This window comes from Streptomyces sp. NPDC038200, assembly GCF_055600785.1.
Genome location: NZ_JBVJYH010000004.1, coordinates 284,785 through 310,415, shown reverse-complemented (window position 1 = coordinate 310,415; position 25,631 = coordinate 284,785). Strand labels below are relative to the sequence as shown.

The following is a 25,631-nucleotide window of genomic DNA, read 5'->3' as shown; positions in this document are numbered from 1 at the left end:
CCGTACCGATCATCGGCGAAAGCGAGCGCAGCGTATGGCCGGCGAAGCGCAGAACGACTGCCTGTTCTGCAAGATCGTCACGGGCGAGATCCCGGCGACGATCGTCCGCGAGACCGAGACCACCGTGGCCTTCCGGGACATAAACCCCCAGGCGCCCACGCACATCCTGGTGATCCCCAAGGCGCACTACGAGAACGCGGCCGAACTCGCCGCGAGCGCCCCGCAGGTGGCCGCCGACGTCCTCGCCGAGACCAAGGCCGTCGCCGACGAGGAGAAGCTGGACAGCTACCGCCTCGTCTTCAACACCGGCAGCGGTGCCGGCCAGACCGTCTGGCACGCCCACGCCCACGTCCTCGGCGGCCGTGGCCTGCAGTGGCCGCCCGGGTAACTCCTCATGTCCGTCCGTGAACTGGTGGTCCTCGGCACCGCCAGCCAGGTCCCGACCCGGCACCGCAACCACAACGGCTACCTGCTGAGGTGGGACGGCGAGGGCCTCCTGTTCGACCCCGGCGAGGGCACACAGCGGCAGATGCTGCGCGCCGGGGTCGCCGCCCACGACCTCAACCGGATCTGCGTCACGCACTTCCACGGCGACCACTCCCTCGGCCTCGCGGGCGTCATCCAGCGGATCAACCTGGACCAGGTGCCGCACGAGGTCACCGCGCACTACCCGCGCTCCGGGCAGCACTTCTTCGAGCGGCTGCGCCACGCGACCGCCTACCGGGAGACGGTCGCCCTCACCGAGGCCCCGGTCGCCGCCGACGGCATCCTCGCGGTGACCCCCTCGTACACCCTGGAAGCCCGCAGGCTCTCCCACCCGGTCGAGTCCTACGGCTACCGCCTGATCGAGCCCGACGGCCGCCGCATCCTGCCCGACCGGCTCGCCGCGCACGGCGTCGCCGGCCCGGACGTGGGCCGCCTGCAGCGCGAGGGGCGGATCGGGGACGTCACGCTGGAGGACGTCAGCGAGGTGCGGCGCGGGCAGCGGTTCGCGTTCGTCATGGACACCCGGCTCTGCGACGGCGTGCACGCGCTCGCGGAGGGCTGCGACCTGCTCGTCATCGAGTCCACGTTCCTCGACGAGGACGTCGAACTGGCCGTCGACCACGGGCATCTGACGGCCGGGCAGGCCGCCGCCGTGGCCCGGGACGCCGGTGTCCGGCACCTCGTCCTCACCCACTTCAGCCAGCGCTACCCGGACCCCGAGGAGTTCGAGCGGCAGGCGCGGGCGGCGGGGTTCACCGGAGAGCTGACCGTGGCGTACGACCTGCAGCGAGTGCCGGTTCCGAAACGGCGGTAAAGCACCCGTACGATGCTTTGATGCCCCTCCCGAAAGCAGAACTGCACCTCCACATCGAAGGCACTCTGGAGCCGGAGCTGGCGTTCGAGCTGGCCGCCCGCAACGGTGTGACCCTTCCGTACGCGGACACCGGCGAACTCCGCACGGCCTACCGGTTCAAGGATCTCCAGTCCTTCCTGAACCTCTACTACGAGCTGATGGCCGTCCTGCGCACCGAGCAGGACTTCGCCGACCTGGCGAACGCCTACCTCGCCCGGGCCGCCGCGCAGGGCGTGCGGCACGCGGAGATCTTCTTCGACCCGCAGGCCCACATCGCGCGGGGCCTGAGCCTCGGCACGGTCGTGGAGGGGCTGTGGCGGGCGCTCGGCAGCAGCGAGCGGAACCACGGCGTCTCCACCAAGCTCATCATGTGCTTCCTGCGCGACGAGTCCGCCGACTCGGCGCTGGAGACGTTGCAGGCCGCGACGCCGTACCTGGACCGGATCACCGGCATCGGCCTGGACTCCGCCGAGGTCGGGCATCCGCCGGCGAAGTTCCGGGAGGTCTACGCGACCGCCGCCGCGCTCGGGCTGCGCCGGGTCGCGCACGCCGGCGAGGAGGGGCCGCCGGCCTACATCACGGAGGCGCTGGACGTGCTCGGCGTGGAGCGCGTCGACCACGGCCTGCGCTGTCTGGAGGACCCGGAGCTGGTCGAGCGGCTGGTCCGGGAGCGGATTCCGCTCACCCTGTGTCCGCTGTCCAACGTCCGGCTGCGCGCCGTGGAGACCCTGGCCGACCACCCGCTGCCGGCCATGCTCGACGCCGGTCTGCTGTGCACGGTCAACTCCGACGACCCGGCGTACTTCGGCGGGTACGCGGGCGACAACTTCACGGCGGTCCGGCAGACCCTGGGCCTGGGCGAGGACCGGCTGCGCGAGCTGGCCCGCAACTCCTTCCTCGCCTCCTTCCTGGAGGACGACGAGGAGCGCAGGGCCCGTTACCTCGCCGAGGTCGACGCCTACGTGTTCGGCGACGCGGTGTCGTAGGCGCGCCGCGCGGGCACGACGGGCGTCTCCACGGGGATCTCCACGACGGGGATCTCCACGACGGGAATGTCCGCGACGGGAATCTCGGCGACGGGAATCTCGGCGAGGGGGATCTCCGGGACGGTCAGGGGGCGCCTGCCGGCCCGCAGTGCCACCGCCGTCATGGGTACGGCGACCAGCAGCAACCCGGCGCCGAGCACCCTTCCCATCGCCGGGAAGCCCGCGCCCGCCGCCAGCACGCTCCCGGTCAGCGGCCCCGCCGCCGTCCCCAGGGAGGAGGCCGAGCCGACCAGGACCGCCCAGCGACCGCGCGGGTCGAGGGAGGCGGCGAGGCCGATGACGTACGACAGGACGATCGGGTACAGCAGGTTCCAGGAGATCTCGCCCGCCGCGAAGGCCGGGAGGTCCCGCGCGGACGCGCTGAGCGCGATACAGCCCGCGATCAGTGCCGTACCGGCGCCGATGGGCATGGCCCGCCCCAGCCGCTGCCCCAGCGTGCCCGCGCCGACGACCCCGACGAGTCCGGCGCCGAGCGCGACCGCGAACACCGCGCCGACGGTGACCTCGGAGAGACCGGCCTGATCGAGCCCGATCCGCCCGCTGACCCCCCACAGGGAGTTCTGGGTCAGGGACCAGAACGGCATCATGGCGGCCAGCAGCAGCCCGGCCCCTGGATGCGGGAGCCGGCCCTGCGCGACGGCCGTACGGGCCGGTGCCGTACTGCCGGACAGCCGGGCGGTGAGCGGCCAGACGGCGAGCGCGGTCAGCGCGATGGCGGCCAGGGGGAAGCCGTGGCCGGGGCCGAGGTGAGGGATCGTCAGATACAGGGCACCGGCGAGGGCGGAGACGCCCAGCAGGCCCAGCGTGGTGACCCGGTGCGGGTCACGCTGGCCGGCGATGCCGCTCGCGGCCACCGCGGTGACCGTGCCCGATCCGAATCCGCCCGCGACCGCGCCCGCGACGACGGCCGGTACGGAGCCGGTGAGGGCGGCGCCGCCGTAGCCGAGGGCGGCGAGGGCGAGGCCGGCGCGGGCGAGGGCGCGGGGGCCGATCCGGTCCACCCGGGAGGCCAGCAGGAAGCCGGCGGTCGCCGAACTCAGCAGCAGGGCACTGCCGATGGCGCCGGCCTGGGTGGCGGTGAGCGGCAGCCCGCTGTCGAGCCGTCCGACGGTGGTGGGCAGCAGATAGGGGGCGAGGTACCCGGCCGTGAAAAGGGCGACGAGGGGCCAGGGCAGGGTGCGGGGGGCGGACACGGGCGTTCCCAGGGCAGGCGAAAGAAGCGGCTCGGAAAGGGGGATGGGCGACGACCGTCGACGGACAGGAACGCGCGAGCAAGTTGTATCAAGCACGTGGTTCCGGAAGAAGACCGGTGGGTGTGATCCAGGACACGGAAGTGTTTGAGGATGGCGGGGGAGGGTAGAAGTGATCGGCGCTTCTTCTTGTATGCCGACGATCTGCGCAAAAAGAAGCCCCCGTCCCGGCCGACCTCCTCCTCGCGGAGGCACGGTGGACGCGGATCCCGGTCGCCGGCGTGCCGCCGCTCGACGTCCGGGGCGCGCAACGGCCGTACCCCCGCGGGCGATCGGGGGCGTGGTCACCGTGACGCCCCGTCGATGAAGGGCGCCGCGCGGGATCCCGGTGGGTCACCTGGTGCACACTGGCCAGAACCGCACCACGCCAGGGAGCGCACCGTGACGCCGTCGCACATGCTGACCGGAGAGGAACCGGAACACCTCACACAGGCAGCGCGGCGCTGCCAGTCCCAGGTCGACCCGCTCGCCGCACTGCGCGCCCCCGGCGATCCGCCCTGGGACGTCTATCTCACCGGCACGGTCTTCCTCGACATCATCTTCACCGGCCTGGACTCGGCGCCGGTGCGCGGCACCGAGTCCTGGGCCCGGGGCATGGGCTCCAGCCCCGGCGGGGTCGCCAACATGGCCGCCGCCCTGGCCCGGCTCGGCCTGCGGACCGCGCTCGCCGCGGCCTTCGGCGACGACCACTACGGCGAGTACTGCTGGGACGCGCTGGAACGGGGCGAGGGCATCGACCTCTCGTCCTCGCGGACCGTACCCGGCTGGCACTCCCCGGTGACCGTCTCCATGGCCTACGAGGGCGAGCGGACCATGGTCTCCCACGGCCACGAGCCGCCGCCCGAGGCCGTGTTCCTCCAGGACGGGGCCCCCGCCCGCCCGCCCCGCGCGCGGGCCGCCGTCGCCTCCCTCACCCCGGGCCGGAGCGCGCCGTGGATCGCCGAGGCCGCCCGCGCGGGCACCCGCATCTTCGCCGACGTCGGCTGGGACGAGACGGGCGCCTGGGACCTGTCCGGCCTCGCCGACCTGGAGCACTGCGAGGCGTTCCTGCCCAACGCGGAGGAGGCGAAGCGGTACACCGGCGCCGACTGCCCGCGGCTGGCCGCCCACGCCCTGACCGAGCACGTGCCGGTGGCCGTGGTGACCCTCGGGGAGGAGGGGGCCTACGCGGTGGACCGCCGCACGGGAGAGGCCGCCGAGGTGCCCGCGATCGCCGTGGAGGCCCTGGACCCGACCGGAGCGGGCGACGTGTTCGTCGCCGGGTTCGTCACGGGCTCCCTGGCGGGATGGCCGCTGGCGGACCGGCTGGCCTTCGCCGGGCTGACGGCCGCGCTGTCGGTGCAGGAGTTCGGTGGGTCCCTGTCGGCGCCGGGGTGGTCGGAGATCGGGGCGTGGTGGCGGCGCGTGCAGTCCCTGCCGGGCCAGGAACCGAAGGCGTTGCAGAGGTACGCGTTCCTGGAGGGGCTGGTGCCGGAGGTGCTGGACCGGCCCTGGCCGCTGCGGCGGGCCGTGCCGACCATCGGGTTCGGCCGGGCCGGCTGAGAGGCGTTCCGCGGAAAAGCCCTACGGGCTTGTCAGCCCCCCGTCGTACTCTTGATAGCGCGAGGCCGCCCTCAGCTAGGCGGCCGTCACAAGGAGGAAGCGCAGGCCTTCAGCGCCGGCCCATGACACAGACACCCACAGCTCACACCCCCGCGCAGGAGCAGGCGAGAGCGCAGCTCACCGTCCCCGCCCAGCACCCCATGGTGACCGTACTGGGTTCCGGCGACTCTCTCCTGCGCGTGATCGAGAAGGCCTTCCCGGCGGCCGACATCCACGTCCGGGGCAATGAGATCAGCGCGGTCGGCGACCCGGCGGACGTCGCCCTGATCTCGCGCGTGTTCGACGAGATGATGCTGGTGCTCCGCACCGGGCAACCGATGACGGAGGACGCAGTGGAACGCTCGATCGCCATGCTCAAGGCGAGCGAGAACGGGACGAGCGACGGCCCGGAGACCCCGGCCGAGGTACTGACGCAGAACATCCTGTCCTCGCGGGGCCGCACGATCCGCCCCAAGACCCTCAACCAGAAGCGGTACGTCGACGCGATCGACAAGCACACGATCGTCTTCGGCATCGGCCCCGCCGGTACCGGCAAGACCTACCTGGCCATGGCCAAGGCCGTGCAGGCCCTGCAGTCCAAGCAGGTCAACCGGATCATCCTGACCCGTCCGGCGGTCGAGGCCGGCGAGCGGCTCGGCTTCCTGCCGGGCACGCTCTACGAGAAGATCGACCCGTATCTGCGCCCGCTGTACGACGCGCTGCACGACATGCTCGACCCCGACTCCATCCCGCGGCTGATGGCCGCCGGGACGATCGAGGTCGCGCCGCTCGCCTACATGCGCGGCCGTACGCTCAACGACGCCTTCATCATCCTGGACGAGGCCCAGAACACGAGCCCCGAACAGATGAAGATGTTCCTCACCCGCCTCGGCTTCGACTCGAAGATCGTGATCACCGGTGACGTGACGCAGGTCGACCTGCCGAACGGCACCAAGAGCGGTCTGCGGCAGGTGCAGGAGATCCTGGAGGGCGTGGAGGACGTCCACTTCTCCCGGCTGTCCTCCCAGGATGTCGTCCGGCACAAGCTCGTGGGCCGTATCGTCGACGCGTACGAGTTGTACGACAGCAAGCACGGCACCGAGAACGGCACCCACAAGGGCGCCCGTGGCAGGACCGGCGCCAAGGCTCCCCAGGGGAAGTAGACCAGCACGACCATGTCGATCGACGTCAACAACGAGTCCGGTACCGAGGTCGACGAGCAGGCGATCCTCGACATCGCCCGCTACGCGCTCGCGCGGATGCGCATCCACCCGCTCTCCGAACTCTCGGTGATCGTCGTGGACGCCGATGCCATGGAGCAGCTGCACATCCAGTGGATGGACCTGCCGGGCCCCACCGATGTCATGTCGTTCCCGATGGACGAGCTGCGCCCGCCCTCCAAGGACGACGACGAGCCGCCGCAGGGGCTGCTCGGCGACATCGTGCTGTGCCCGGAGGTCGCCGCCAAGCAGGGGGCCGAGGCCCCGACGCAGCACTCCATGGACGAGGAGCTCCAGCTGCTCACCGTCCACGGTGTGCTGCACCTGCTCGGGTACGACCACGAGGAGCCCGACGAGAAGGCGGAGATGTTCGGGCTGCAGGCCGCCATCGTGGACGGCTGGCGGGCCGAGCACGGCCTGACCGGGCCGTCGCCGGCGCCGACCGTCTCGTAGGCGGCCGATGTCTCCGCAGATCGTGGTCGGCGCGATCGCGCTGGTCGTCGTGGCCTGGCTCGCCGCCTGCGCGGAGGCGGGCCTCGCGCGCGTCTCCAGCTTCCGCGCCGAGGAGGCCGTGAAGTCCGGCCGGCGCGGCAGCGCCCGGCTCGCCCAGATCGCCGCCGACCCCACCCGCTACCTGAACGTGGCCCTGCTGGTCCGCGTGGCCTGCGAGATGGCCGCCGCGGCACTGGTGACGTACGCCTGCCTCCAGGAGTTCGCCGCCACCTGGCAGGCCCTGCTGATCGCCATCGGTGTGATGGTGCTCGTGTCGTACGTCGCCGTCGGCGTCTCCCCGCGCACCATCGGCCGCCAGCACCCCCTCAACACGGCGACCGTGGCCGCGTACGTGCTGCTGCCGCTGGCCCGGATCATGGGGCCCATCCCGTCCCTGCTGATCCTCATCGGCAACGCGCTCACGCCCGGCAAGGGCTTCCGGCGCGGCCCCTTCGCCTCCGAGGCGGAGCTGCGCGCACTGGTCGACCTCGCCGAGAAGGAGTCGCTGATCGAGGACGAGGAGCGCCGCATGGTGCACTCCGTCTTCGAGCTGGGCGACACCCTGGTGCGCGAGGTGATGGTGCCGCGCACCGACCTGGTCGTCATCGAGCGCTTCAAGACCATCCGGCAGGCCCTCACCCTCGCCCTGCGCTCCGGCTTCTCCCGGATCCCGGTGACCGGCGAGAGCGAGGACGACATCATCGGGATCGTGTATCTGAAGGACCTGGTCCGCAAGACGCACATCAGCCGCGACGCCGAGAGCGACCTGATCTCCACGGCCATGCGCCCGGCCGTGTTCGTCCCCGACACCAAGAACGCCGGCGACCTGCTGCGCGAGATGCAGAAGGACCGCAACCACGTCGCCGTCGTCATCGACGAGTACGGCGGCACCGCCGGGATCGTCACCATCGAGGACATCCTGGAGGAGATCGTCGGCGAGATCACCGACGAGTACGACCGGGAACTCCCGCCCGTCGAGGACCTCGGCGACGACCGCTTCCGGGTCACGGCCCGCCTGGACATCACCGACCTCGGCGAGCTGTACGGCCTGGAGGAGTACGACGACGAGGACGTGGAGACCGTGGGTGGGCTGCTCGCCAAGGCGCTCGGCCGGGTGCCCATCGCCGGTGCCTCCGCCACGGTCGACCTGCCCGACGGGCGCAGCCTGCGGCTGACCGCGGAGGCCGCCGCCGGCCGCCGGAACAAGATCGTCACGGTGCTGGTGGAGCCGGTGCGCCGGCCCGTCGCCGAGGAGGACGGACCCGAGTGACCCCCCAGGAGCTGCGCGCCTTGTGCCTGTCCTTCAACGCGGCCGTGGAGGACTTCCCGTTCAACCCGGAGACCTCGGTCTTCAAGGTGCTGGGCAAGATGTTCGCACTGACGAACCTGGGCGCGCGGCCGCTGACGGTCAACCTCAAGTGCGATCCGGAGGACGCGATCCGGCTGCGCGGCGAGCACGAGGGGCTCGTCGTCCCCGGCTGGCACATGAACAAACGGCACTGGAACACGGTGACGGCCGACGCACAGCTCCCGGACCGGCTGGTCCGGGAGCTGGTCGAGGACTCGTACGACCTGGTGGTCGCCGGTCTACCGCGTGCCGAGCGGCTGCGGCTCGACCGTCCGTGACCTGAGGCCCAGGCCGACCAGGACGGCCGCGACCAGGACCACGCCCGCGTCCAGGGCGAGGACCGTGCGCGTCCCGGTCAGCAGGTCGCCCGAGGTGGTGGCCAGCACGCCCAGCAGCGGGATGCCGACCGTGAGACCGACCTGCTGGGTGGAGGTCACCAGGCCGGTGGCCAGGCCCTGCTCCTCGTTCGGGACACCGGAGGTGACGGTGAGCCCGTACGAGACGATCGCGCCCAGGTGGCACATGCTCGCCAGGGACACGGCGGCCGTGGCGAGCCACACCGACCAGGTGTGGGCGTTCAGCAGCACCAGGGTGGCCACCAGCGCCCCCTGACCGGCCAGCGAGCCGACGAGGGTGCGGCGGGTGCCGAAGCGGCCGATGACCTTGGCCGCGAGGCTGCCGGCGACCGCCGAGAGGACGCCCTGGACGCCGAAGACCAGGCCCGTCTCGAAGGCCGACAGCCGCAGGATCTCCTGCAGGTACAGGGTCAGCACGAAGATCACCGTCGACATCATCGAGAAGGTGACCAGACCGGCCAGATTGCCCCAGGCCACCGTGCGGCGGCGCAGCATGGGCAGCGAGACCAGAGGCGCCGCCGAGCGGGACTCGATCACGGCGAACGCGGTCAGCAGCAGGAGCCCGGCGATCAGTGCCGTGACGACGTCCGCGTGAGCGAAGCCCTGGTCGGCGGCGGTGGACAGGCCGTAGATCAGTGACAGCAGACCGGTGGTGACGGTCACCGCGCCGGGCACGTCCAGGCGCGGGCGCTCCGGGGTGCGCGACTCCGGCAGCAGGCCGGGTGCGAGCGGCAGGACGATCACCGCGAACACGGTGAGCAGGGCCATCGTGGAGCGCCAGCCGAGGGTGTCCGTCAGCACACCGCCCGCGATCATGCCGACGGTGAACCCCAGCGACAGCAGCGTGCCGGAGATGCCGAGGGCGCGGTCCCGGGCCGGGCCCTCCGGGAAGGTGGTGGTCAGCAGGGACATGCCGGTCGGCACGATCGCCGCCGCGGCGAGGCCCTGCACCGCGCGCCCGGCGAGGAAGGACGCCGGGTCCCAGGCCAGTGTGGCCAGCAGCGAGGCCGCGCCGAACAGGGCCAGGCCGGTCAGGAACAGCCTGCGGCGGCCGTACAGGTCGCCGATGCGGCCGAAGAGGAGCAGGAAGCCGCCGGAGGGCAGCGCGAACGCGGTGACCGCCCACTGCAGGGCGGACTGGCTCATGCCGAGGTCGCCGCCGAGGTCGGGCAGGGCCACGTTGAGGACCGAGAAGTCCAGCGCGACCATGAACTGGGCGGCGCACAGGACGAAGAGGACGAGCTTGTCGCGCGTCGACAGCCGTGGGGTGCCGAGCGGTTCGTCCGTGGAAGCGGACGGGTGGGTGGTGGTGTCGATCGCCATGGCAATGAGCTTCCAACGATCGGAATACGGGTGGGGAGTCGGAACTTATGGTGGTGGTGGTACCACCAGACACGACGGGGGAGGAGCGGCACGTGCCTGCTGCGGGGCCGATGAAGAGTCAACGGCGGAGCGAGCTGCGTGAGTTCCTGATGAGCCGGCGGGCCCGGGTCAGTCCCGAGGCGGCCGGACTGCCGGGCGGCGGCGGCCGGCGCCGTACGCCGGGACTGCGCCGGGAGGAGGTCGCCGTGCTCGCCGGGGTGGGTGCCTCCTGGTACCAGTGGCTGGAGCAGGGGCGCGACATCTCCGTCTCCCCTCAGGTCCTCGACGCCGTCGGCCGGGTGCTCCGGCTCAGCGACGCCGAACGCCGGCACCTGTACCTGCTGGCCGGGCTGAACCCGCCGACACCCGAGGTCGTCGCCGACCGGCGGGACATGTGCGAGGGGCTGCGGCGGCTGATCGACACCTGGATGCCGTACCCGGCGCACATCATGGACCTGTACTACAACTGCGTGATGTACAACGACGCGGCGGCGCTCGTGCTCGGGATGCGGCCGGACAACACCCAGAACTGCCTGATCGACTTCTTCGTCGATCCGCTGTACCGGTCGCGCAGCGGCAGCTGGGAGCGGAACGCGCGGACGGTGGTGGCCCAGTTCCGGGCGGCGTGCGCGGCCCGGCCGGACGACGAGGGGTTCCAGACGGTGCTCGCCGAGGCGTCGGCCCGCAGCCCCGAGTTCCGGGCGCTGTGGGCCGAGCGGGACATCGAGGACCAGGGGCAGATCCGCAAGGAGCTGGACCATCCGCTGGTCGGGCTGCTGGTCGTGGAGTCGACCGCGATGAAGGTGCCGGCCCGCCCCGATCTGATGATCGTGCTGCATACGCCCCTGGACGAGGCGAACACGGCGGAGAAACTGGAATGGCTGGCCTCTCCCGAGGGCCGGCGGGGCGCGATGTACCCCGTGGCGGGGTGAACCGGCCCGGGGTTCGTATGCTCTGGGCATGACCGAGAGCAGCGCGCTTGACCCCGAGGACCGCAAGATCGTCACGCTGGCCCGTTCCGCGCGGGCCCGCAACGGTGTGCCCGAGGGGGCGGCCGTACGGGACGAGACCGGGCGGACGTATGTCGCCGGGTCGGTGGAGCTGGCCTCGCTGAAGCTCAGCGCGTTGCGGACGGCCGTCGCGATGGCGGTGGCCTCGGGGGCCGCGTCCTTGGAGGCGGCGGCTGTGGTGAGCGACGCGGAGGGTGTTCCGGCCGAGGATCTGGCCGCCGTCGCCGACCTGGGGGGTGCGGGGACGCCGGTGCTGCTCGCCGGGGCCGACGGGGTCGTACGGGCGACCGTTTCCGCCGGCTGACGTACCAGGGGGCTCCGCCCCCTGGACCCCCGCTCGCCCACCCGCCCACCCGACTCGGTCGGCCGAGAAGGCACCGACCGGCCCGAAGGCTCGGGCGGCTGGGAAGGCACCGACCGGCTCGGAGCCTCGGGCGGCTGGGATGACACCGACCGGCTCGGAGGCTCGGGCGGCTGGGATGGCACCGACCGGCTCGGAGGCTCGGGCGGCTGAGAAGGCCAGCGACCGGCTCGGAGGCTCGGGCGGTCGAGACGGCGCCGGTCGGCTCGGAGGCTTGGGCGGCTGTGAGGGGGGCGTGGGGGGCCCTGTTTTGTGGCCGAACGAAAGGTCGGCTGGATTTCAACCTTGTTGGGGCCTTGCCGGTCCGCGTCAATGGACCTCGTACCACCCGACGGACCGTCAGATCCGCACCGCCGCGCAGCGTGCCCGCACCCGCCTGCGCAGGCCTCTCCGTCCGTCGGTGTCCCCCACCTGGCACCCCCCAAGGAAAGGGAAGCGGATCCCCATGAGAGGCAAGCGCACGGCAACAGGTGCGGCACTGGCCGCCGGGGCCCTCGCGGTCACCGGACTCGCCTTCGCGCCCACCGCGGCCGCCGTCACTCCCCAGACGGCGACCATCACCGCGAGCTGCGGCATCTTCGGCGGCGGCGCGGCCACGCTCACCGCCACCCAGAGCGGCACCTCGGCCACCATCACCCTCACCTCCACCGCGATCAAGGCGCCGGTCGCGGTGGCCAAGGACTCCATCGCCTCCACGCTCACCCTGGTCAAGGCGAGCGGCGGCACCACCGTCTTCAGCGGGACGAAGAACCCGGCCATGGCCGGCGGCGACCCCGTCTCCGTCGGCCCCCTCCCCGGCACCGTCGCCCCGGGCGACAGCCTGGAGACGTACGGCGGCTCGCTGAAGATGGTGATCTTCGGTGTCACCGTGACCTGTACCGCCACGGCCAAGCAGTCGCCCGGCCCGTTCGTCTTCAGCTGACCGACCGGTTGAGCGATCTGTTCCGGATCGTGCCGTAACTCCCCTGGATGCCGCGGAAACTGATGATCCGTCAGATTTCTGCGGCATCTCCATTGACTTCTCACCCCCGCTCCACATCAATGCCCCCTGTCGGCGCAGACGAGCCGCTGCGCCCGCAACCCTCAGGAGGGGGCCCATGGGTTCGACACCCCTAAGAACCCGGCGGTGGCGCTGGGCGTCACTGCTCGGGGCGACCGCCCTCGCGGTCACCGCGGGCGGCGCGCTGGCCTGTCCGGCCGGCGCCGCCGGAACGAACGTGGACTTCGCCACGCACTGCATTCCGCCGGCCGTCGCGGGCATCCCGCCCATCGACGGCACCACCACCGCGAACGTGTCGGTGGACCACACCAGCCCCAAGGTCGGCGACACGGTCACGGTGACGTACACCGTGGTCACGGCCGCCGCCAGCAACCCCACCGACCTGGCCCTGCCGGCCGACATCATGACGCCGACGGGCAAGGTGACGCTCGGCGGCGCCCAGAGCGGTGACGTCACCGTCACCGGGCCGAAGAAGAACCCGCCGGTGCCGGGGAAGGCCGCCTTCCCGTCCTTCTCCATGACGGGGACGTTCACGGTCACCAAGGCCGGGCAGATCACCCTCTCGCCCGGCGACTACAACATCCACACCAGCTACATCCTGGAGCTGGACACCCCCTGCACGGTCATCACCCCGCCCGCCCCGGCCTCGCAGACCATCACCGCGACCGACGGCACCCCGGCCAACACCCGCTCCATCTCGCTGAGTTCGGCCTCCGGTGACCCCGGAGCCCAGGTCACCGTCAAGGGGACGAACTTCACCCCGGGCGCCACCGTCACCCTGGCCGGGCGGTCCGGCGGCACCCAGACCCAGGACACCGCGACCGTGACCGCGAACGCCCAGGGCTCCTTCACCGGCTCCCTCGTCGTCAGCGACAGGACGACGACCGGGATCGTGGCCTACGAGGGCGGCTCCTGGAACGCGGACAAGGGCGCCGGGCCGGCGGCCTACGTCGTCAACGACGACACGCCCGTCCCGGACGGCAGCCAGAAACTGACCACCACCGTCAAGGCGGGCACCCTGTCCATGTCCCAGGCCGGGGACTCCGTCGCCCTGTCGGCGGTCGACTTCGGCCAGGGCGGGGCCTCCACCGGCAACCTCGACACGGTGACCGTCAAGGACTTCCGCGGCGGGCCCGCGGGCTGGTCCCTGACCGGCAAGGTCACCGACTTCACCGGTCCCGGCGCCAAGATCGACGCCGGGAAGCTGAGCTGGACGCCGGCCTGCGCCACCAAGGCGGGCAGCCCCAGCACCTGCAAGGCCGGTTCGGCGGGCACCGTGGGGACCTCGGGAGCGACCCTCGCGTCGACCCCGAACGGCACCCTCACCGGCGGTCAGTTCACCGTCGACGCCGGACTCTCCCTGGACGTACCGGCGTTCACGTCTCCGGGCGCGTACTCCGGCGTGCTGACCCTCACCCTCACCTGACCGACCGAACTCCGGCACCGGTGGCCGGGCGCCCCGCCGTACGACCCGGGCCGCACCCGCCCGACCGCCACCGCCGCCCGAGCCCATGGGGGTCCGCACCCGTGCGCAAGCCGTACGCCCTCCTGCTGAGCCTGTGCTGCCTCCTCTGGCTGCCGACGGGAACGGCCCGCGCCGCCGACAACGGCAGCTGGTCCGTCTACCCGGTCGCCTCGAAGATCGCCGCGCGGCCCTACTTCGCCCTCTCCGCCGAACCCGGTCAGACCCTCACCGACAAGGTCGCCGTCCGCAACAGGACGGACGCGCCGCTCACCTTCCGGCTGTACGCGGCCGACGCCTACAACACCGCCCGGGACGGCGGGTTCGCCGTACGGACCGCCGGGGAACGCATGCGCGGGGTGGGCGCCTGGGCCAGACCCGCGAAGTCCCGGATCACCGTGCCGGGACACAGAACCGTCACCGTGCCCTTCACCCTGCACGTCCCCGACGGCGCCGAGCCGGGTGACCACCCGGGGGCCGTCGTCGCCCTCGACGAGCGGACCGCCCCCGGCAGCGGCAGGCTCGCGCTCGGGGTGCGGCGGGCCGTCGGCGCCCGCGTCTACCTCCGGGTCGGCGGGCCCGCGCTCCCCGCGCTCTCCGTCGGACAGGTGCACATCAGCCACCACCAGCCGCTGGTCCCGGGCCTCGGCGACAGCACGGCGACCGTCTCCTACACCCTGCGCAACACCGGCAACGTCACCCTCAGCCCCCAGGTGGAGCTGACGGCGCGCGGGCTGTTCGGCCGTACGCTGCTCGACCGGGACCTCACCCGGGTGCCCGCCGAACTGCTGCCGGGGCAACGGGTGCGGCTCACCGAGACCTGGCGGGGGGCGCCCCAGTTCGACCGGGGGGACGTGACGCTCACCGCGAGCGCGCCGGGCACCCGCCAGTCGGCCGGCGCAGGCTTCCTCGCGGTGCCCTGGCTGCCGGTGGCACTGGTGTTCGCCGCGGGGGTGGCGAGCGGGGCGGTGCTGGTCAGAGCGCGTCGGGTCCGCGCTCGCCGGTCCGCACCCGGACGACCGTCTCCACGGGCACGGACCACACCTTCCCGTCCCCGATCTTCCCCGTCTGCGCGGCCCTGACGATCGCGTCGATCACGTCCTCGGCGACGGCGTCCTCCACCACGACCTCGATGCGCACCTTCGGCACCAGGTCGACCCGGTACTCGGCCCCCCGGTACACCTCGGTGTGGCCGCGCTGCCGGCCGTAGCCGCTCGCCTCCGTCACGGTCAGACCGTGCACCCCCAGCTCCTGCAGGGCGGTCTTGACCTCGTCCAGACGGTACGGCTTGACGATCGCGGTGATGAGCTTCATGCCTGGGACTTGACCTTCTGAGCGGAGGGCAGGACGGAGTGGGCCACCGGGGCGCCATGGCCCAGGACGCCGTGATCGTATGCGGTCTCGGCGTGCACCGTAAGGTCCAGGCCGGTGTGCTCCTGCTCCTCGCCGGCGCGGAAGCCCAGCGTCTTGTCGATCAGCTTGCCCAGGCCGTACGTCACGGCGAAGGCGTACCCGGCCACGACCACCACGGCCAGCAGCTGCTTGCCGAGCGGGGCGAGCCCGCCGCCGTAGAACAGGCCCTCCGCGCCGCCGGTCATCGCCTTCTCGGCGAACAGGCCGATCAGCACGGTGCCGATGATCCCGCCGACCAGGTGAACGCCGACGACGTCCAGGGAGTCGTCGTAGTTCAGCCGGAACTTCCAGCTCACGGCGTACGAGCAGACGACACCGGCGGCCAGGCCCACCACGAGGGCGCCGAGCAGGGAGACCGTGCCGCAGGACGGGGTGATCGCGACCAGGCCGGCCACCGCGCCGGAGGCCGCGCCCAGGGTGGTCGGATGGCCGTCGCGCTTCTGCTCGACGAAGAGCCAGCCGAGCAGACCGGTGCAGCCGGCGGCGAGCGTGTTGAGGAACGCGGCGGCGGCGAGGCCGTTCGCGCCGAGCGCGGAGCCCGCGTTGAAGCCGAACCAGCCGAACCAGAGCAGACCGGCGCCGAGGACCACCATGGGCAGGTTGTGCGGGCGCATGGCGTCCTTCTTGAAGCCGAGCCGGGGTCCGAGGACCAGGCACAGGGCGAGCCCGGAGGCGCCGGAGGTGATCTCGACCGGCAGACCGCCCGCGAAGTCGAGCGCGCCGAGCCGGTCCACGATCCAGCCGCCCGGGCCCCACACCCAGTGGGTGACCGGAACGTATACGAGGAGGGCCCAGACCGGTACGAAGACCAGCCACGCCGAGAATTTCGTGCGGTCGGCGACCGCGCCGCTGATCAGGGCGGCCGTGATGATCGCGAAGGTGAGCTGGAAGGTCGCGAAGAGCAGGGTGGGCACCGAGCCGTGGACGCTGTCCGGGCCGAGACCGCGCATACCGGCGTGGTCGAGCCCGCCGATCAGTCCGCCGCCGACGTCGTCCCCGAAGGCGAGGGAGTAGCCGGCCGCCAGCCACACCACCGTCACCAGGGCGATCGACACGAAGCTCATCATCAGCATGTTGAGGACGCTCTTCGTGCGGACCATGCCGCCGTAGAACAGGGCCAGCCCCGGGGTCATCAGCAGGACGAGGGCGGTCGCGGCGAGCAGCCAGGCGGTGTCGCCGGTGTTCACGTGCGCGGCGGCGAGGGTCACGGGAGTCTCCAACGGTGTGGGGGCTGCGTCAGAGGGTCACCGGTGTGCGTTTCCGGTCGCGTACGGGTGTGTTTCCGTGACGTTTCGTTGCGTGCGGGTTTCCGGAAGCTCACGTGGAAAGGGGGTGTCCGCGGCTGGTGCGGCGGGGCTTCGTGGATCAGGGAGAATGGTCGCCATGAGCGTTCGTACCCCGTCACCCGAAGAGCCGGCCGAGTCCGTCCACCGCGCCGGCTTCGCCTGCTTCGTGGGCCGCCCCAACGCGGGCAAGTCCACCCTCACGAACGCTCTGGTCGGGCAGAAGGTGGCGATCACCGCGAACCAGCCGCAGACCACGCGGCACACGGTGCGCGGCATCGTGCACCGGCCCGACGCCCAGCTGATCCTGGTGGACACCCCCGGGCTCCACAAGCCGCGCACCCTGCTCGGCGAGCGGCTCAACGACATCGTGCGGACGACGTGGGCCGAGGTCGACGTCATCGGTTTCTGCCTGCCGGCGAACGAGAAGATCGGCCCCGGCGACCGGTTCATCGCCAAGGAGCTGGCCGGGATCAGGAAGACCCCCAAGGTCGCCATCGTCACCAAGACCGACCTGGTGGACTCCAAGACCCTCGCCGAGCAGCTGATCGCGATCGACCAGCTGGGCAAGGAGCTGGGCTTCGAGTGGGCGGAGATCGTCCCGGTGTCGGCGGTCGGGGACAAGCAGGTGAGCCTGCTGGCCGACCTGATCGTTCCGCTGCTGCCGGAGGGACCGGCGCTCTACCCCGAGGGCGACCTCACCGACGAGCCCGAGCAGGTCATGATCGCGGAACTCATCCGCGAGGCCGCGCTGGAGGGCGTCCGGGACGAGCTGCCGCACTCCATCGCGGTGGTCGTGGAGGAGATGCTCCCGCGTGAGGACCGGCCCGCGGACCGTCCGCTGCTGGACATCCACGCCAACGTCTACATCGAGCGGCCCAGCCAGAAGGGCATCATCATCGGGCCGAAGGGCAAGCGCCTGAAGGAGGTCGGCATCAAGTCCCGCAAGCAGATCGAGGCGCTGCTGGGGACGCCGGTCTTCCTGGACCTGCATGTGAAGGTCGCCAAGGACTGGCAGCGGGACCCGAAGCAGCTCCGCAAGCTGGGCTTCTAGCGTTTCCCGCCCACCCGCCACCCGCCCACCCGACTCGGTCGGCCGGGAACCCACCGCCACGGGGCTCCGCCCCGGACCCCGTGCGGTGTCGTGGTGCGGTGGCGTGACGCGGTGGGTTCGGGGGCGGTCGGGGCCTCGTGCGGTGGTCCCGGTGGGGTTCGGGCGGAAGCCGTGCGGTGGCGTGGTGGGTCAGGTGCGGTCGGCCGTGGGGCGTGGTGTCATGTCCTGCAGACCCAGGACCCTCAGCAACTGCAGCCGCTCGTAGGACTCCGTACCCGGGCGGGCCGTGTGGATGATGAGGTGGTGGTGGGCCTCGTGGCTCAGCAGGACCTCGCAGTCCAGTTCCAGCAGCCCCACCACCGGATGTAGGAAGCGTTTGCTGGCCGGCCGGCGCAGGGACACCTCGTGGGTCTCCCAGAGCCGGGCGAACTCCTCGCTGGCCGACCGGAGTTCGGCCGCCAGGGCGGCCGGTTCCGGGTCGTCGGGGCGGGCCGCGGCCACCGCCCGCAGGTTGGCCACGTGGTCCCGGGCGTGCGCCGGAAGGTCCTCCGCCGGGAAGAGGGCACGCGCCGTGGGGTCCAGGAAGAACCGCCGGGTCAGGTTCCGCTCGCGCGGCGGACGGGCGAGCGCGTCGCCCACCAGGGCCTTGGCCGGCGCGTTCTGCGCCAGCACCGTGCCGCAGTCCGTGACCACCTGCGCCGGTGAGTCGTACAGCCGGTCCAGCACCAGCAGCAGCCCGGGCCGGACATGCGTGGAGGCCGTGTCCCGGCGCGGCGGCTCCTCGCCCACCAGATGGAACAGGTGGTCCCGCTCGTCGTCGCTCAGCCGCAGCGCGCGGGCCAGCGCCGTGAGCATCTGACGGGACGGGCGCGGGCCGCGGGACTGTTCCAGGCGCGTGTAGTAGTCGACCGACATCCCGGCCAGCGACGCCACCTCCTCCCGGCGCAGTCCGGGCGTGCGGCGGCGGGTGCCGGCGACGAGGCCCACGTCGGACGGTTCCAGACGGGCCCGGCCCCGGCGCAGGAAGTCGGCGAGTTCGGCTCGGTTCACCCCTTCAGGGTGCGGCACACCGGCGGGCTTATCCAGGGAGTGCCGGTCCCCTGATCGGAAGGTCTCTCCCGGCCGGCGCGGCTCCGTCCGACAGTGGGGGCACCAGTCGAGAGGAGCAGACGATGGTGACACTGGTGACGGGTACGACGGGGCAGGTCGGACGGCGTTTCGTGCCGAGGCTGCTGGCGGGGCGGCGGCCGGGCGAGGAGGTGCGGGTCCTGGTGCGCGACGCGGAGCGCGGCGAGCGCTTCGCGGAACTCGGCGCCCGGATCGTGGTCGGCGACCTGCGGGACGAGGAGGCGCTCGGCAAGGCGGTGGCCGGGGTGGACGCGGTCGTGAACATCGCGGCGTCCTTCCGCGGGGTGCCGGACGACGAGGCGTGGGCGGTCAACCGGGACGCGGCCGTGGCACTGGGCCGGGCCGCGCTGGCCTCGGGGGTACGGCGTTTCGTGCAGGTCAGCACGGGGCTGGTGTACGGCGTCGGGCGGGGACGCCCGCTGACCGAGGACGACGAGACCCGGCCCGGCGGCGCGATGTGGGGCGCCTACCCCGAGTCCAAGGCGGCGGCCGAACGGGAACTGCTCGCGCTGGACGGCCTGGACGTGCGCGTGGCCCGGCTGCCCTTCGTCTACGGCGAGGGCGACCCGCACCTCGCCCAGTCCCTGCTCTGGGCCACGCACTGGGCGCCCACCCAGCGGCTGCACATGGGCCACCACGCCGATGTCGCCCAGGGGCTGCTGCGCCTGCTGCACGCGCCGGCGGTGCGCGGAGCGGTCCACAACATCGCCGACGACGCCCCGGTCACGGCGGTCGAGCTGCACCTGCTGAACGGTGCGGAGGTGCCCGCCGACATGGACACCCGGACCGACCCGGACCCGTGGCTGGGGATCATGTCCACCGAGAAGATCCGCCGCGACCTCGGATACCGGCCCCTCTATCCGAGTGTCTGGGCCGCCCGGGACGCCGGAGCGCTCTGACGCGGCGGTCGGCCCCGCGCCGGCGGTGCTCAGCGCTGGGCCCGGAGCAGGTCCCGGAACCAGTGGTAGGAGGCCTTGGGGGTGCGCCGGAGCGTCGCGTAGTCGATGTGCACCAGGCCGAACCGGCGGGCGTAGCCCTCGGCCCACTCGAAGTTGTCCATCAGGGACCACACGAAGTAGCCCCGTACGTCGACCCCGGCCTCGATCGCCTTGTGCAGGGCCCGGATGTGCGCGTCCAGGTAGGCGATCCGGTCCTGGTCGTCGATGCCCTCGTAGGAGCAGCCGTTCTCGGTGATGACGACGGGCGGGAGCCGGTCGCCGTAGCGGTCGCGGAAGCCGGTGAGCAGTTCCGTCAGGCCCTCCGGGACGACCGGCCAGCCGAAGTCGGTCCTCGGCCGCCCCTCGATCTCCCGCACGGAGAAGGGGAGTTCGGCGGGGAGCGTCAGTCCGCCGTACTCGGTGTCGCCGCCGCCGGGAGCCCCCACACGGGTGGGGGCGTAGTAGTTGACGCCGTACCAGTCCACGGGTTCGGCGATGGTCTCGAGGTCGTCCCGCACGTCGCCCGGCATCAGGTCGCCCATGCCCTCGGGGTACTCGCCCAGGATGACCGGCTCGGCGAACAGCCGGTTGAGCAGGACGTCGTGGAAATCGGCCGCCTCCACGTCCGCCCGTTCCCCCGAGGCGGGCCAGGTCGGGCCGTGGGAGTTGGCGATGCCGACGTCGCTCGCGCCGGCCGCGCGCAGCGCCCGTACGGCCAGGCCGTGGGCCAGCAACTGGTGATGGGCGACCGGGAGCGCGTCGAAAAGGAGCTGCCGGCCGGGGGCGTGGGCGCCGAGGGCGTGCCCCAGCAGGGTGTGTTCCGCGGGCTCGTTGAGAGTGATCCACTTCTTCACCCGGTCACCGAGCCGGTTCGCCACCACCGTGACGTGGTCGGCGAACCGGGCCGCCGTGTCCCGGTCCAGCCAGTCCAGCTCGGCGGGCAGGTCCCAGTGGAAGAGGGTGGGCACCGGCCGTACGCCGGCCGCGCACAGCTCGTCCACCAGGCGGTCGTAGAAGTCCAGTCCGCCGGGGGAGTTCACCCGGGGCCAGGAGACGGAGAAGCGGTACGCGTCCACGCCGAGGCCGGCGAGGAGGGCCACGTCCTCGGGGTAGCGGTGGTAGTGGTCGCACGCCACCGCCGCCGTCGAGCCGTCCTTGACCCGCCCGGGCTCGGCCGTGAACACGTCCCAGACGGACGGCTCCCGCTCCTCCGCCGCCCCCTCGATCTGATGGGCCGAGGTCGACACGCCCCACAGGAAGCCGGCCGGGAACCGGGGGATCTCGGTGCCTGCGTCAGTCGCCATGGCGGGATCATCCGTACCCCCGGTAACGGAAGTCAATGCCCGCGCCGTCGCCCGGGCGCCGCACGCCGAAGCGCCCGTCCCGGGCGGGACGGGCGCTTCGTACCGGGGCCCGCGCGGTCAGGCGGGGCTGGTCGGCGCGGCGCCGGCGAGGGTGACCTCGGCGCCGTTCTGACGGGTTCCCCATCCGGTCCTGGCGCACGTCGCGATGCCGTACCAGCGCAGCCAGCGCAGCACGGTCCAGGCCAGGACGATGGCGGCGGGCATGGCGAGCCAGGTCACGGCGCGGGAGCGGATGCGCTCGTCGGAGCGGATGATGCCGAGGTACCGCAGGCCCTGGGCCCAGCCGATGAGGAACGGTACGACCAGCATGCTGCGGGGCGGCAGGTTGCCGTAGGCGAGGGGCTCCACCACGAGCATCCAGAGGGTGACCATCTGGGTGAGGACCATCTGGACCCAGCGCATGGTGTGCAGCCAGAACGCCGGACGGGCGGGGGAGAGGTAGCGCATGCGCCAGATGGAGCGGATGGTGGAGCCCCGCATCCAGCGCAGGTACATGCGGTTGAAGTGGGACCACTTCTCCGGCATGGCGGTGAAGCAGATGGCCGAGGGCTGCTGGACGGTCAGTCCGCGTTCCTGGGCGTAGAGGGTGAGCATGCTGTCGTCCGAGAAGTTCACGGGCCGTCCCATGAACGTCTCGTTCAGGTAGCCGTCGAGGTTGTCCCGGATGACGTCCGCCCGGTAGGCGGCCAGCGGTCCGGAGTTGACCATGACGGCGCCGACCGCGGACTGGCCCGAGCGATCCACCAGCTGGCACACCACGAACCACAGGTCGGTGATGCGCACGAGCCAGTTCGCGCGGTTGTTCGTCGCGATGACGATGCCCGCCACCGACTGCACCCGCGGCCTGGAGAAGGGGATCAGGGCCTCTTCCAGTGCGGCCGGGGCGAAGCAGCTGTCGCTGTCACACGTGACGTAGATGTCGGCTTCGGGGCTGACCCGGACGGCGTGCGCCTGGGCGTGGCGCTTTCCCGCGTTGGGTACGCGCTGCCAGGTCGTGGCGATGCCCGCGTGCTGTGCGGCCTGCTCCCACCAGGCTCGCACCTCGGCGTAGTCGGTGTTGGTGGAGCCGTCGTCGACGATGTGGACGGAGTCGGGTCTGCGGGTCTGGCGCAGGAAGGACTCGAGCCCGAGCCGGAAGTATCCGGGGTCCTCGTTGTAGACGGGAACCAGGATCGCCACGTGCAGGGCGTCCAGTTGCCGGGCGATGCGCGAGGTGAGCCTGCGCGGACGCTCCAGGTGGTACATGAACGTCTGCAGCAGGAAGATCAGGAACAGGGAGACCCAGACGACGGTCAGCCGGTTCTGGCTGTGCTCGTCGTGCGTGAACGCGCTGAGCGCGTGGTACCCCGCCCAGGCGGCGGCCGCGAGCATGACGACGATCCCCATGAGGACCGTCGCGGACCGGTGCTGATGGGCCGACAGCACCGGCTCCACGGTGGGCCGATCGCTCACCGGCGGCGGAAGGAACGATTCTGCACCGCACCGCCCTGGGCGTCGGCGCCCTGGCCGGCCGTCAGGCCGCGGCGGTAACGGAAGCGCACCACGAGGATGGCGCCCAGGACGACGGCGACCGCGGCGGCGACCATCCAGCCCCCGAGCGGATAGGTGATGCCGCCGATGACGATGGCGGGCATACCGGTCTGCGCAAGCTGTCCGTGTCCGGACATGACTCCCCCCAAGGAATCAGAGAACGTCAGAATCAAGCCATGTGAAGATCCTGTAAGGGATGTGTATAGCATGCAAGTAGTTGAAGGTGATACTTCGTCACGGCGAGGTCACGGAGAGACAACCTTGCAGGTAACGGCGCTGTGAGGCCCCGTAAGCTCCTCCATCCCGCCTTCACATCGCTCTGGAGCCTCCTCATGAAGGGCAGCGCCCGCAACATCGCCGTCTTCGGCGCCGGCTACATCGGCCTGGTCACCGCCGCCTGCTTCGCCCGCCTGGGGCACCGCGTCACCGTCCGCGACATCCAGCCCGAACGCATCCGGCTGCTGCGGGCGGGGGACGTGCCCATCTACGAACCGGGTCTCGGTGAACTGCTCACCGAACACAAGGAGTCGCTGACCTACACGCTCGACGCGGACGAGGCGGTGCGGGATGCCCACGCCGCCTACATCTGCGTCGACACGCCCCCGACCGCCTCCGGCGACGCCGACCTCTCCCGGGTCTGGTCCGTGATCGACAGCCTCCGCGGCGCCACCCACCTGGCGGCGGTCGTCGTGAAGTCCACCGTTCCCGTCGGCACCGGAGCCCGCGTCCGCACGGCACTGGACAACGCGGGCCTGCGGCACGTCGGTTACGCCTCGAACCCCGAGTTCACGGCCGAGGGCCGGGCCGTCACCGACTTCCTCCACCCCGACCGCATCGTCATCGGCGCCGACGACCCCGCCACCGTCGAGCTGGTGGCCGGCCTGCACGCCGGTATCGACGGGCCGTTGCAGGTCATGGACATCGCCTCCGCCGAGATGGTGAAGCTCGCGTCCAACGCCCTGCTGGCCACGAAGATCACCTTCATCAACGAGATCGCCACCGTCTGCGAGGCCACGGGAGCCGACGTCACCCGGGTCGCCGACGCCATCGGCCTCGACCACCGCCTGGGCCGCCACTTCCTCGACGCCGGCCTCGGCTACGGCGGTTCCTGCTTCCCCAAGGACTCCCGCGCCCTGCGGGCCATGGCCAGCAACTCCGGCTACTCCTTCCAGCTCCTCAACGCCGTCATCGAGGTCAACGACCTCCAGCCCCGCCGCGCCGTCCAGCGCCTCAAGGCCGAACTCGGCACCCTGCGCGACAAGCGCGTCGCCCTGCTCGGCATGACCTTCAAGCCCGGCACCGACGACATGCGGGAAGCCCCCAGCACCGTCCTGGCCGCCCGTCTCCTCGCCGAAGGGGCCGCCCTCACCTGCTGGGACCCCATGGCCCGGCCGGCCGACGCCGCACCCTGGAACCAGGCCGAGCGGCGGCCCACCGTCCTCGACGCCCTCACGGACGCCGATGCCGCCGTCGTCGTCACCGAATGGCGGGATCTGCTCGATGCGGACTGGGCGGCGGCGCGGAGCCTGATGCGCACCCCCGTCGTCTTCGACGGACGGAACCTGCTCGATCCGCGGATCCTGGCCGGGCTCGGGTACACCTGCCTGAGCGTGGGGCGCGCCACGGCCCGGCCCTGAAGGGGCTCGGGTGGCGCGGGGGCCCGCCCGCTAGGCGCCTTCCTTGAGCACGCGGGACACCAGCTCCCGCTGTTCCTCGGTCAGCCGGGGATCCGCCGCGTAGACCGTGCGGCCATCCACCGTGATCTCGTAGCCGAAGCCGTCCGGTACCCCTGCCGGAGGTGTGGCCCGGCCGGACGCGAGGACGCGTTCGGCCAGGATGTGCCACTCGAGGGCGTCGGGCCGGCCCGAGGTGTCCACCTCGGCCCGGCGCTCGATGCCCGCGAAACCGCCCGTGCGCCGCACTCGAATTCGCATGGGTCCGATGTGTAGTACAGATCTACAGGGTCCGCACCCCGACCTGTTCCCACGCCTTCTGCACGGCCTGCAGCTCGTCCCCGGCGCCGAACCGTTCCCGGGTCGCCTTCACCGTCAGTGTGGCGAAGTCGGCGAACAGGGCCTTCTCCCGCAGTTCGCCGCCGGTCAGCACGTCGTACCAGATCTGGCCGGCCTTCTCCCAGGCGTAGCCGCCGAGGGCCGTGGCGGCCAGGTAGAAGGCGTGGTTGGGGATGCCGGAGTTGATGTGCACACCGCCGTTGTCGCGTCCGGTGCGGACGTAGCCGTCCATGGTCGCCGGCTGCGGGTCCTTGCCGAGGACGTCGTCGTCGTACGCCGTGCCCGGGGCCTTCATCGAGCGCAGGGCGGTGCCGGTGACGCGCGGGGCGAGGAGCCCGGCGCCGATCAGCCAGTCGGCCTCGGCGGCGGTCTGGCCCAGCGTGTACTGCTTGATCAGCGAGCCGAAGACATCGGAGAGCGACTCGTTGAGCGCGCCGGGCTGGCCGAAGTAGGTCAGGTTGGCGGTGTGCTGGGTGACGCCGTGGGTCAGCTCGTGCCCGATGACGTCGACCGGGATGGTGAAGTCGAGGAAGATCTCGTTGTCGCCGTCGCCGAACACCATCTGCTCGCCGTTCCAGAAGGCGTTGTCGTAGCCCTCGCCGAAGTGCACGGTGGCGTCCAGCGGGAGCCCGTTGTCGTCGATGGAGTGCCGCCCGTACGCCTTCAGGTACAGGTCGAAGGTGGCACCGAGGCCCGCGTAGGCGCGGTTGACGGTGGCGTCGGAGCCGGGCTCGGAGCCCTCCTCGCGGACCTTGGTGCCGGGCAGGTCCTGGGTGTGCTCGGCGTCGTAGACGGTGCGGTGCGGCCGGTCGGCTGCGGCGCCGGCCGGCGGGGCGACGGCGGTCGCACCGATCACCGTGGTCAGGCGGCGCTTGGTGCGCTGGTAGGCGTCGTGCTCCAGGGACCGGCGGGCCGGGCTGGAGAGCGCGGGGTCCTCGTTGCGGGCGAGCTTGTCGAGGACGTGCGGCGGCACGATCGTGCAGAAGACGGGCTCGGAGCCCCCGTTGGTCGTCATGCTCGGCACCTTCGCACTCCGTGACGGTGGTGTCACTACCTGCCACCATGATTGGTGAAATACCGGG

At 71.9% G+C, this 25,631-nt stretch carries 26 protein-coding genes; 16 read left to right on the top strand and 10 right to left on the bottom strand.

Annotation, left to right across the window (positions count from 1 at the left end):
* The first annotated feature begins 34 nt into the window (after positions 1 to 34).
* The 3 genes from ACZ7KF_RS11225 to ACZ7KF_RS11215 are packed head-to-tail and all read left to right on the top strand — an operon-like array spanning position 35 to position 2,325.
* The gene (locus ACZ7KF_RS11225; protein WP_471071686.1) at positions 35 to 388 is read left to right on the top strand and encodes a histidine triad nucleotide-binding protein; all 354 of its coding nucleotides are present in this window, start codon (positions 35 to 37) and stop codon (positions 386 to 388) included.
* Between the two features lie 6 nt (positions 389 to 394).
* A complete protein-coding gene (locus ACZ7KF_RS11220; RefSeq protein ID WP_471071683.1) occupies positions 395 to 1,300 on the top strand; it encodes a ribonuclease Z in 906 nt (301 codons plus the stop codon).
* Between the two features lie 20 nt (positions 1,301 to 1,320).
* Positions 1,321 to 2,325, top strand: a complete 1,005-nt coding sequence (locus tag ACZ7KF_RS11215; protein WP_471071680.1) for an adenosine deaminase — start codon at positions 1,321 to 1,323, stop codon at positions 2,323 to 2,325.
* On the opposite strand, the gene ACZ7KF_RS11210 is transcribed toward ACZ7KF_RS11215, so the two are convergent.
* Entirely contained in the window at positions 2,298 to 3,578 is a 1,281-nt protein-coding gene (locus tag ACZ7KF_RS11210) for an MFS transporter (RefSeq protein ID WP_471071677.1), read from the bottom strand. The genes ACZ7KF_RS11215 and ACZ7KF_RS11210 overlap by 28 nt on opposite strands.
* 453 nt (positions 3,579 to 4,031) lie before the next feature.
* On the opposite strand from ACZ7KF_RS11210, the gene ACZ7KF_RS11205 reads away from it, so the two are divergent.
* From ACZ7KF_RS11205 to ACZ7KF_RS11185, 5 genes are all read left to right on the top strand, one after another.
* Complete coding sequence (locus ACZ7KF_RS11205; protein ID WP_471072244.1) at positions 4,032 to 5,177, top strand: carbohydrate kinase family protein; 1,146 nt, start codon at positions 4,032 to 4,034, stop codon at positions 5,175 to 5,177.
* Positions 5,178 to 5,299: 122 nt separating this feature from the next.
* Complete coding sequence (locus tag ACZ7KF_RS11200) at positions 5,300 to 6,379, top strand: PhoH family protein (RefSeq protein WP_471071674.1); 1,080 nt, start codon at positions 5,300 to 5,302, stop codon at positions 6,377 to 6,379.
* A gap of 12 nt (positions 6,380 to 6,391) precedes the next feature.
* The gene (gene ybeY, locus ACZ7KF_RS11195; RefSeq protein WP_270083898.1) at positions 6,392 to 6,889 is read left to right on the top strand and encodes an rRNA maturation RNase YbeY; all 498 of its coding nucleotides are present in this window, start codon (positions 6,392 to 6,394) and stop codon (positions 6,887 to 6,889) included.
* Between the two features lie 7 nt (positions 6,890 to 6,896).
* Complete coding sequence (locus ACZ7KF_RS11190) at positions 6,897 to 8,198, top strand: hemolysin family protein (protein WP_471071671.1); 1,302 nt, start codon at positions 6,897 to 6,899, stop codon at positions 8,196 to 8,198.
* Positions 8,195 to 8,554: an MmcQ/YjbR family DNA-binding protein gene (locus ACZ7KF_RS11185; RefSeq protein ID WP_471071667.1), complete on the top strand. Its 360-nt coding sequence runs from the start codon at positions 8,195 to 8,197 to the stop codon at positions 8,552 to 8,554. The genes ACZ7KF_RS11190 and ACZ7KF_RS11185 overlap by 4 nt, the downstream gene beginning before the upstream one ends.
* On the opposite strand, the gene ACZ7KF_RS11180 is transcribed toward ACZ7KF_RS11185, so the two are convergent.
* Positions 8,516 to 9,955 carry an MFS transporter gene (locus ACZ7KF_RS11180; RefSeq protein ID WP_471071664.1) on the bottom strand — a complete coding sequence of 480 codons (1,440 nt, stop codon included), beginning with the start codon at positions 9,953 to 9,955 and terminating at the stop codon, positions 8,516 to 8,518. The two genes, ACZ7KF_RS11185 and ACZ7KF_RS11180, sit on opposite strands and share 39 nt — an antisense overlap.
* A 110-nt stretch (positions 9,956 to 10,065) precedes the next feature.
* On the opposite strand from ACZ7KF_RS11180, the gene ACZ7KF_RS11175 reads away from it, so the two are divergent.
* From ACZ7KF_RS11175 to ACZ7KF_RS11155, 5 genes are all read left to right on the top strand, one after another.
* Complete coding sequence (locus tag ACZ7KF_RS11175; protein WP_471072241.1) at positions 10,066 to 10,926, top strand: helix-turn-helix transcriptional regulator; 861 nt, start codon at positions 10,066 to 10,068, stop codon at positions 10,924 to 10,926.
* A 28-nt stretch (positions 10,927 to 10,954) separates the two neighbouring features.
* Positions 10,955 to 11,308, top strand: coding sequence for a cytidine deaminase (locus ACZ7KF_RS11170; protein WP_471071661.1), 354 nt, complete (start codon positions 10,955 to 10,957; stop codon positions 11,306 to 11,308).
* A 502-nt stretch (positions 11,309 to 11,810) separates the two neighbouring features.
* Entirely contained in the window at positions 11,811 to 12,287 is a 477-nt protein-coding gene (locus tag ACZ7KF_RS11165; RefSeq protein WP_471071658.1) for a hypothetical protein, read from the top strand.
* A gap of 175 nt (positions 12,288 to 12,462) precedes the next feature.
* Positions 12,463 to 13,791, top strand: coding sequence for a beta-xylosidase (locus tag ACZ7KF_RS11160; RefSeq protein ID WP_471071655.1), 1,329 nt, complete (start codon positions 12,463 to 12,465; stop codon positions 13,789 to 13,791).
* 101 nt (positions 13,792 to 13,892) lie between these two features.
* Positions 13,893 to 14,909, top strand: coding sequence for a DUF916 domain-containing protein (locus tag ACZ7KF_RS11155; RefSeq protein WP_471071652.1), 1,017 nt, complete (start codon positions 13,893 to 13,895; stop codon positions 14,907 to 14,909).
* On the opposite strand, the gene ACZ7KF_RS11150 is transcribed toward ACZ7KF_RS11155, so the two are convergent.
* Together ACZ7KF_RS11150 and ACZ7KF_RS11145 are read right to left on the bottom strand one after the other, a co-directional pair.
* Complete coding sequence (locus ACZ7KF_RS11150; protein ID WP_225821224.1) at positions 14,803 to 15,141, bottom strand: P-II family nitrogen regulator; 339 nt, start codon at positions 15,139 to 15,141, stop codon at positions 14,803 to 14,805. The genes ACZ7KF_RS11155 and ACZ7KF_RS11150 overlap by 107 nt on opposite strands.
* Positions 15,138 to 16,448, bottom strand: coding sequence for an ammonium transporter (locus ACZ7KF_RS11145; RefSeq protein WP_471071649.1), 1,311 nt, complete (start codon positions 16,446 to 16,448; stop codon positions 15,138 to 15,140). The genes ACZ7KF_RS11150 and ACZ7KF_RS11145 overlap by 4 nt, the downstream gene beginning before the upstream one ends.
* Before the next feature lie 175 nt (positions 16,449 to 16,623).
* Between ACZ7KF_RS11145 and era the strand changes: the two genes are divergently transcribed.
* Complete coding sequence (gene era / locus ACZ7KF_RS11140; RefSeq protein WP_471071646.1) at positions 16,624 to 17,577, top strand: GTPase Era; 954 nt, start codon at positions 16,624 to 16,626, stop codon at positions 17,575 to 17,577.
* A gap of 189 nt (positions 17,578 to 17,766) precedes the next feature.
* Here the strand turns inward: era and ACZ7KF_RS11135 are convergent, their stop codons facing one another.
* Positions 17,767 to 18,627, bottom strand: a complete 861-nt coding sequence (locus ACZ7KF_RS11135; protein ID WP_471071643.1) for a helix-turn-helix transcriptional regulator — start codon at positions 18,625 to 18,627, stop codon at positions 17,767 to 17,769.
* 122 nt (positions 18,628 to 18,749) lie between these two features.
* Here ACZ7KF_RS11135 and ACZ7KF_RS11130 point away from each other — a divergent pair, with 122 nt between their 5' ends.
* Positions 18,750 to 19,604, top strand: a complete 855-nt coding sequence (locus ACZ7KF_RS11130) for an NAD-dependent epimerase/dehydratase family protein (protein WP_471071640.1) — start codon at positions 18,750 to 18,752, stop codon at positions 19,602 to 19,604.
* 29 nt (positions 19,605 to 19,633) lie between these two features.
* Here ACZ7KF_RS11130 and ACZ7KF_RS11125 read toward each other — a convergent pair whose 3' ends face one another.
* The 3 genes from ACZ7KF_RS11125 to ACZ7KF_RS11115 form a co-directional block, all read right to left on the bottom strand.
* Positions 19,634 to 20,947 carry a GH1 family beta-glucosidase gene (locus ACZ7KF_RS11125; RefSeq protein ID WP_471071637.1) on the bottom strand — a complete coding sequence of 438 codons (1,314 nt, stop codon included), beginning with the start codon at positions 20,945 to 20,947 and terminating at the stop codon, positions 19,634 to 19,636.
* Between the two features lie 117 nt (positions 20,948 to 21,064).
* A complete protein-coding gene (locus ACZ7KF_RS11120; protein WP_471071634.1) occupies positions 21,065 to 22,459 on the bottom strand; it encodes a glycosyltransferase in 1,395 nt (464 codons plus the stop codon).
* Positions 22,456 to 22,674 carry a hypothetical protein gene (locus tag ACZ7KF_RS11115; RefSeq protein WP_471071631.1) on the bottom strand — a complete coding sequence of 73 codons (219 nt, stop codon included), beginning with the start codon at positions 22,672 to 22,674 and terminating at the stop codon, positions 22,456 to 22,458. The genes ACZ7KF_RS11120 and ACZ7KF_RS11115 overlap by 4 nt, the downstream gene beginning before the upstream one ends.
* Positions 22,675 to 22,869: 195 nt before the next feature.
* Here ACZ7KF_RS11115 and ACZ7KF_RS11110 point away from each other — a divergent pair, with 195 nt between their 5' ends.
* The gene (locus ACZ7KF_RS11110) at positions 22,870 to 24,174 is read left to right on the top strand and encodes a UDP-glucose dehydrogenase family protein (RefSeq protein ID WP_471071628.1); all 1,305 of its coding nucleotides are present in this window, start codon (positions 22,870 to 22,872) and stop codon (positions 24,172 to 24,174) included.
* A 30-nt stretch (positions 24,175 to 24,204) separates the two neighbouring features.
* Here ACZ7KF_RS11110 and ACZ7KF_RS11105 read toward each other — a convergent pair whose 3' ends face one another.
* Together ACZ7KF_RS11105 and ACZ7KF_RS11100 are read right to left on the bottom strand one after the other, a co-directional pair.
* Complete coding sequence (locus tag ACZ7KF_RS11105) at positions 24,205 to 24,471, bottom strand: protealysin inhibitor emfourin (RefSeq protein WP_471071626.1); 267 nt, start codon at positions 24,469 to 24,471, stop codon at positions 24,205 to 24,207.
* Positions 24,472 to 24,493: 22 nt separating this feature from the next.
* The gene (locus ACZ7KF_RS11100; protein ID WP_471071623.1) at positions 24,494 to 25,564 is read right to left on the bottom strand and encodes a M4 family metallopeptidase; all 1,071 of its coding nucleotides are present in this window, start codon (positions 25,562 to 25,564) and stop codon (positions 24,494 to 24,496) included.
* Positions 25,565 to 25,631: the final 67 nt, after the last annotated feature.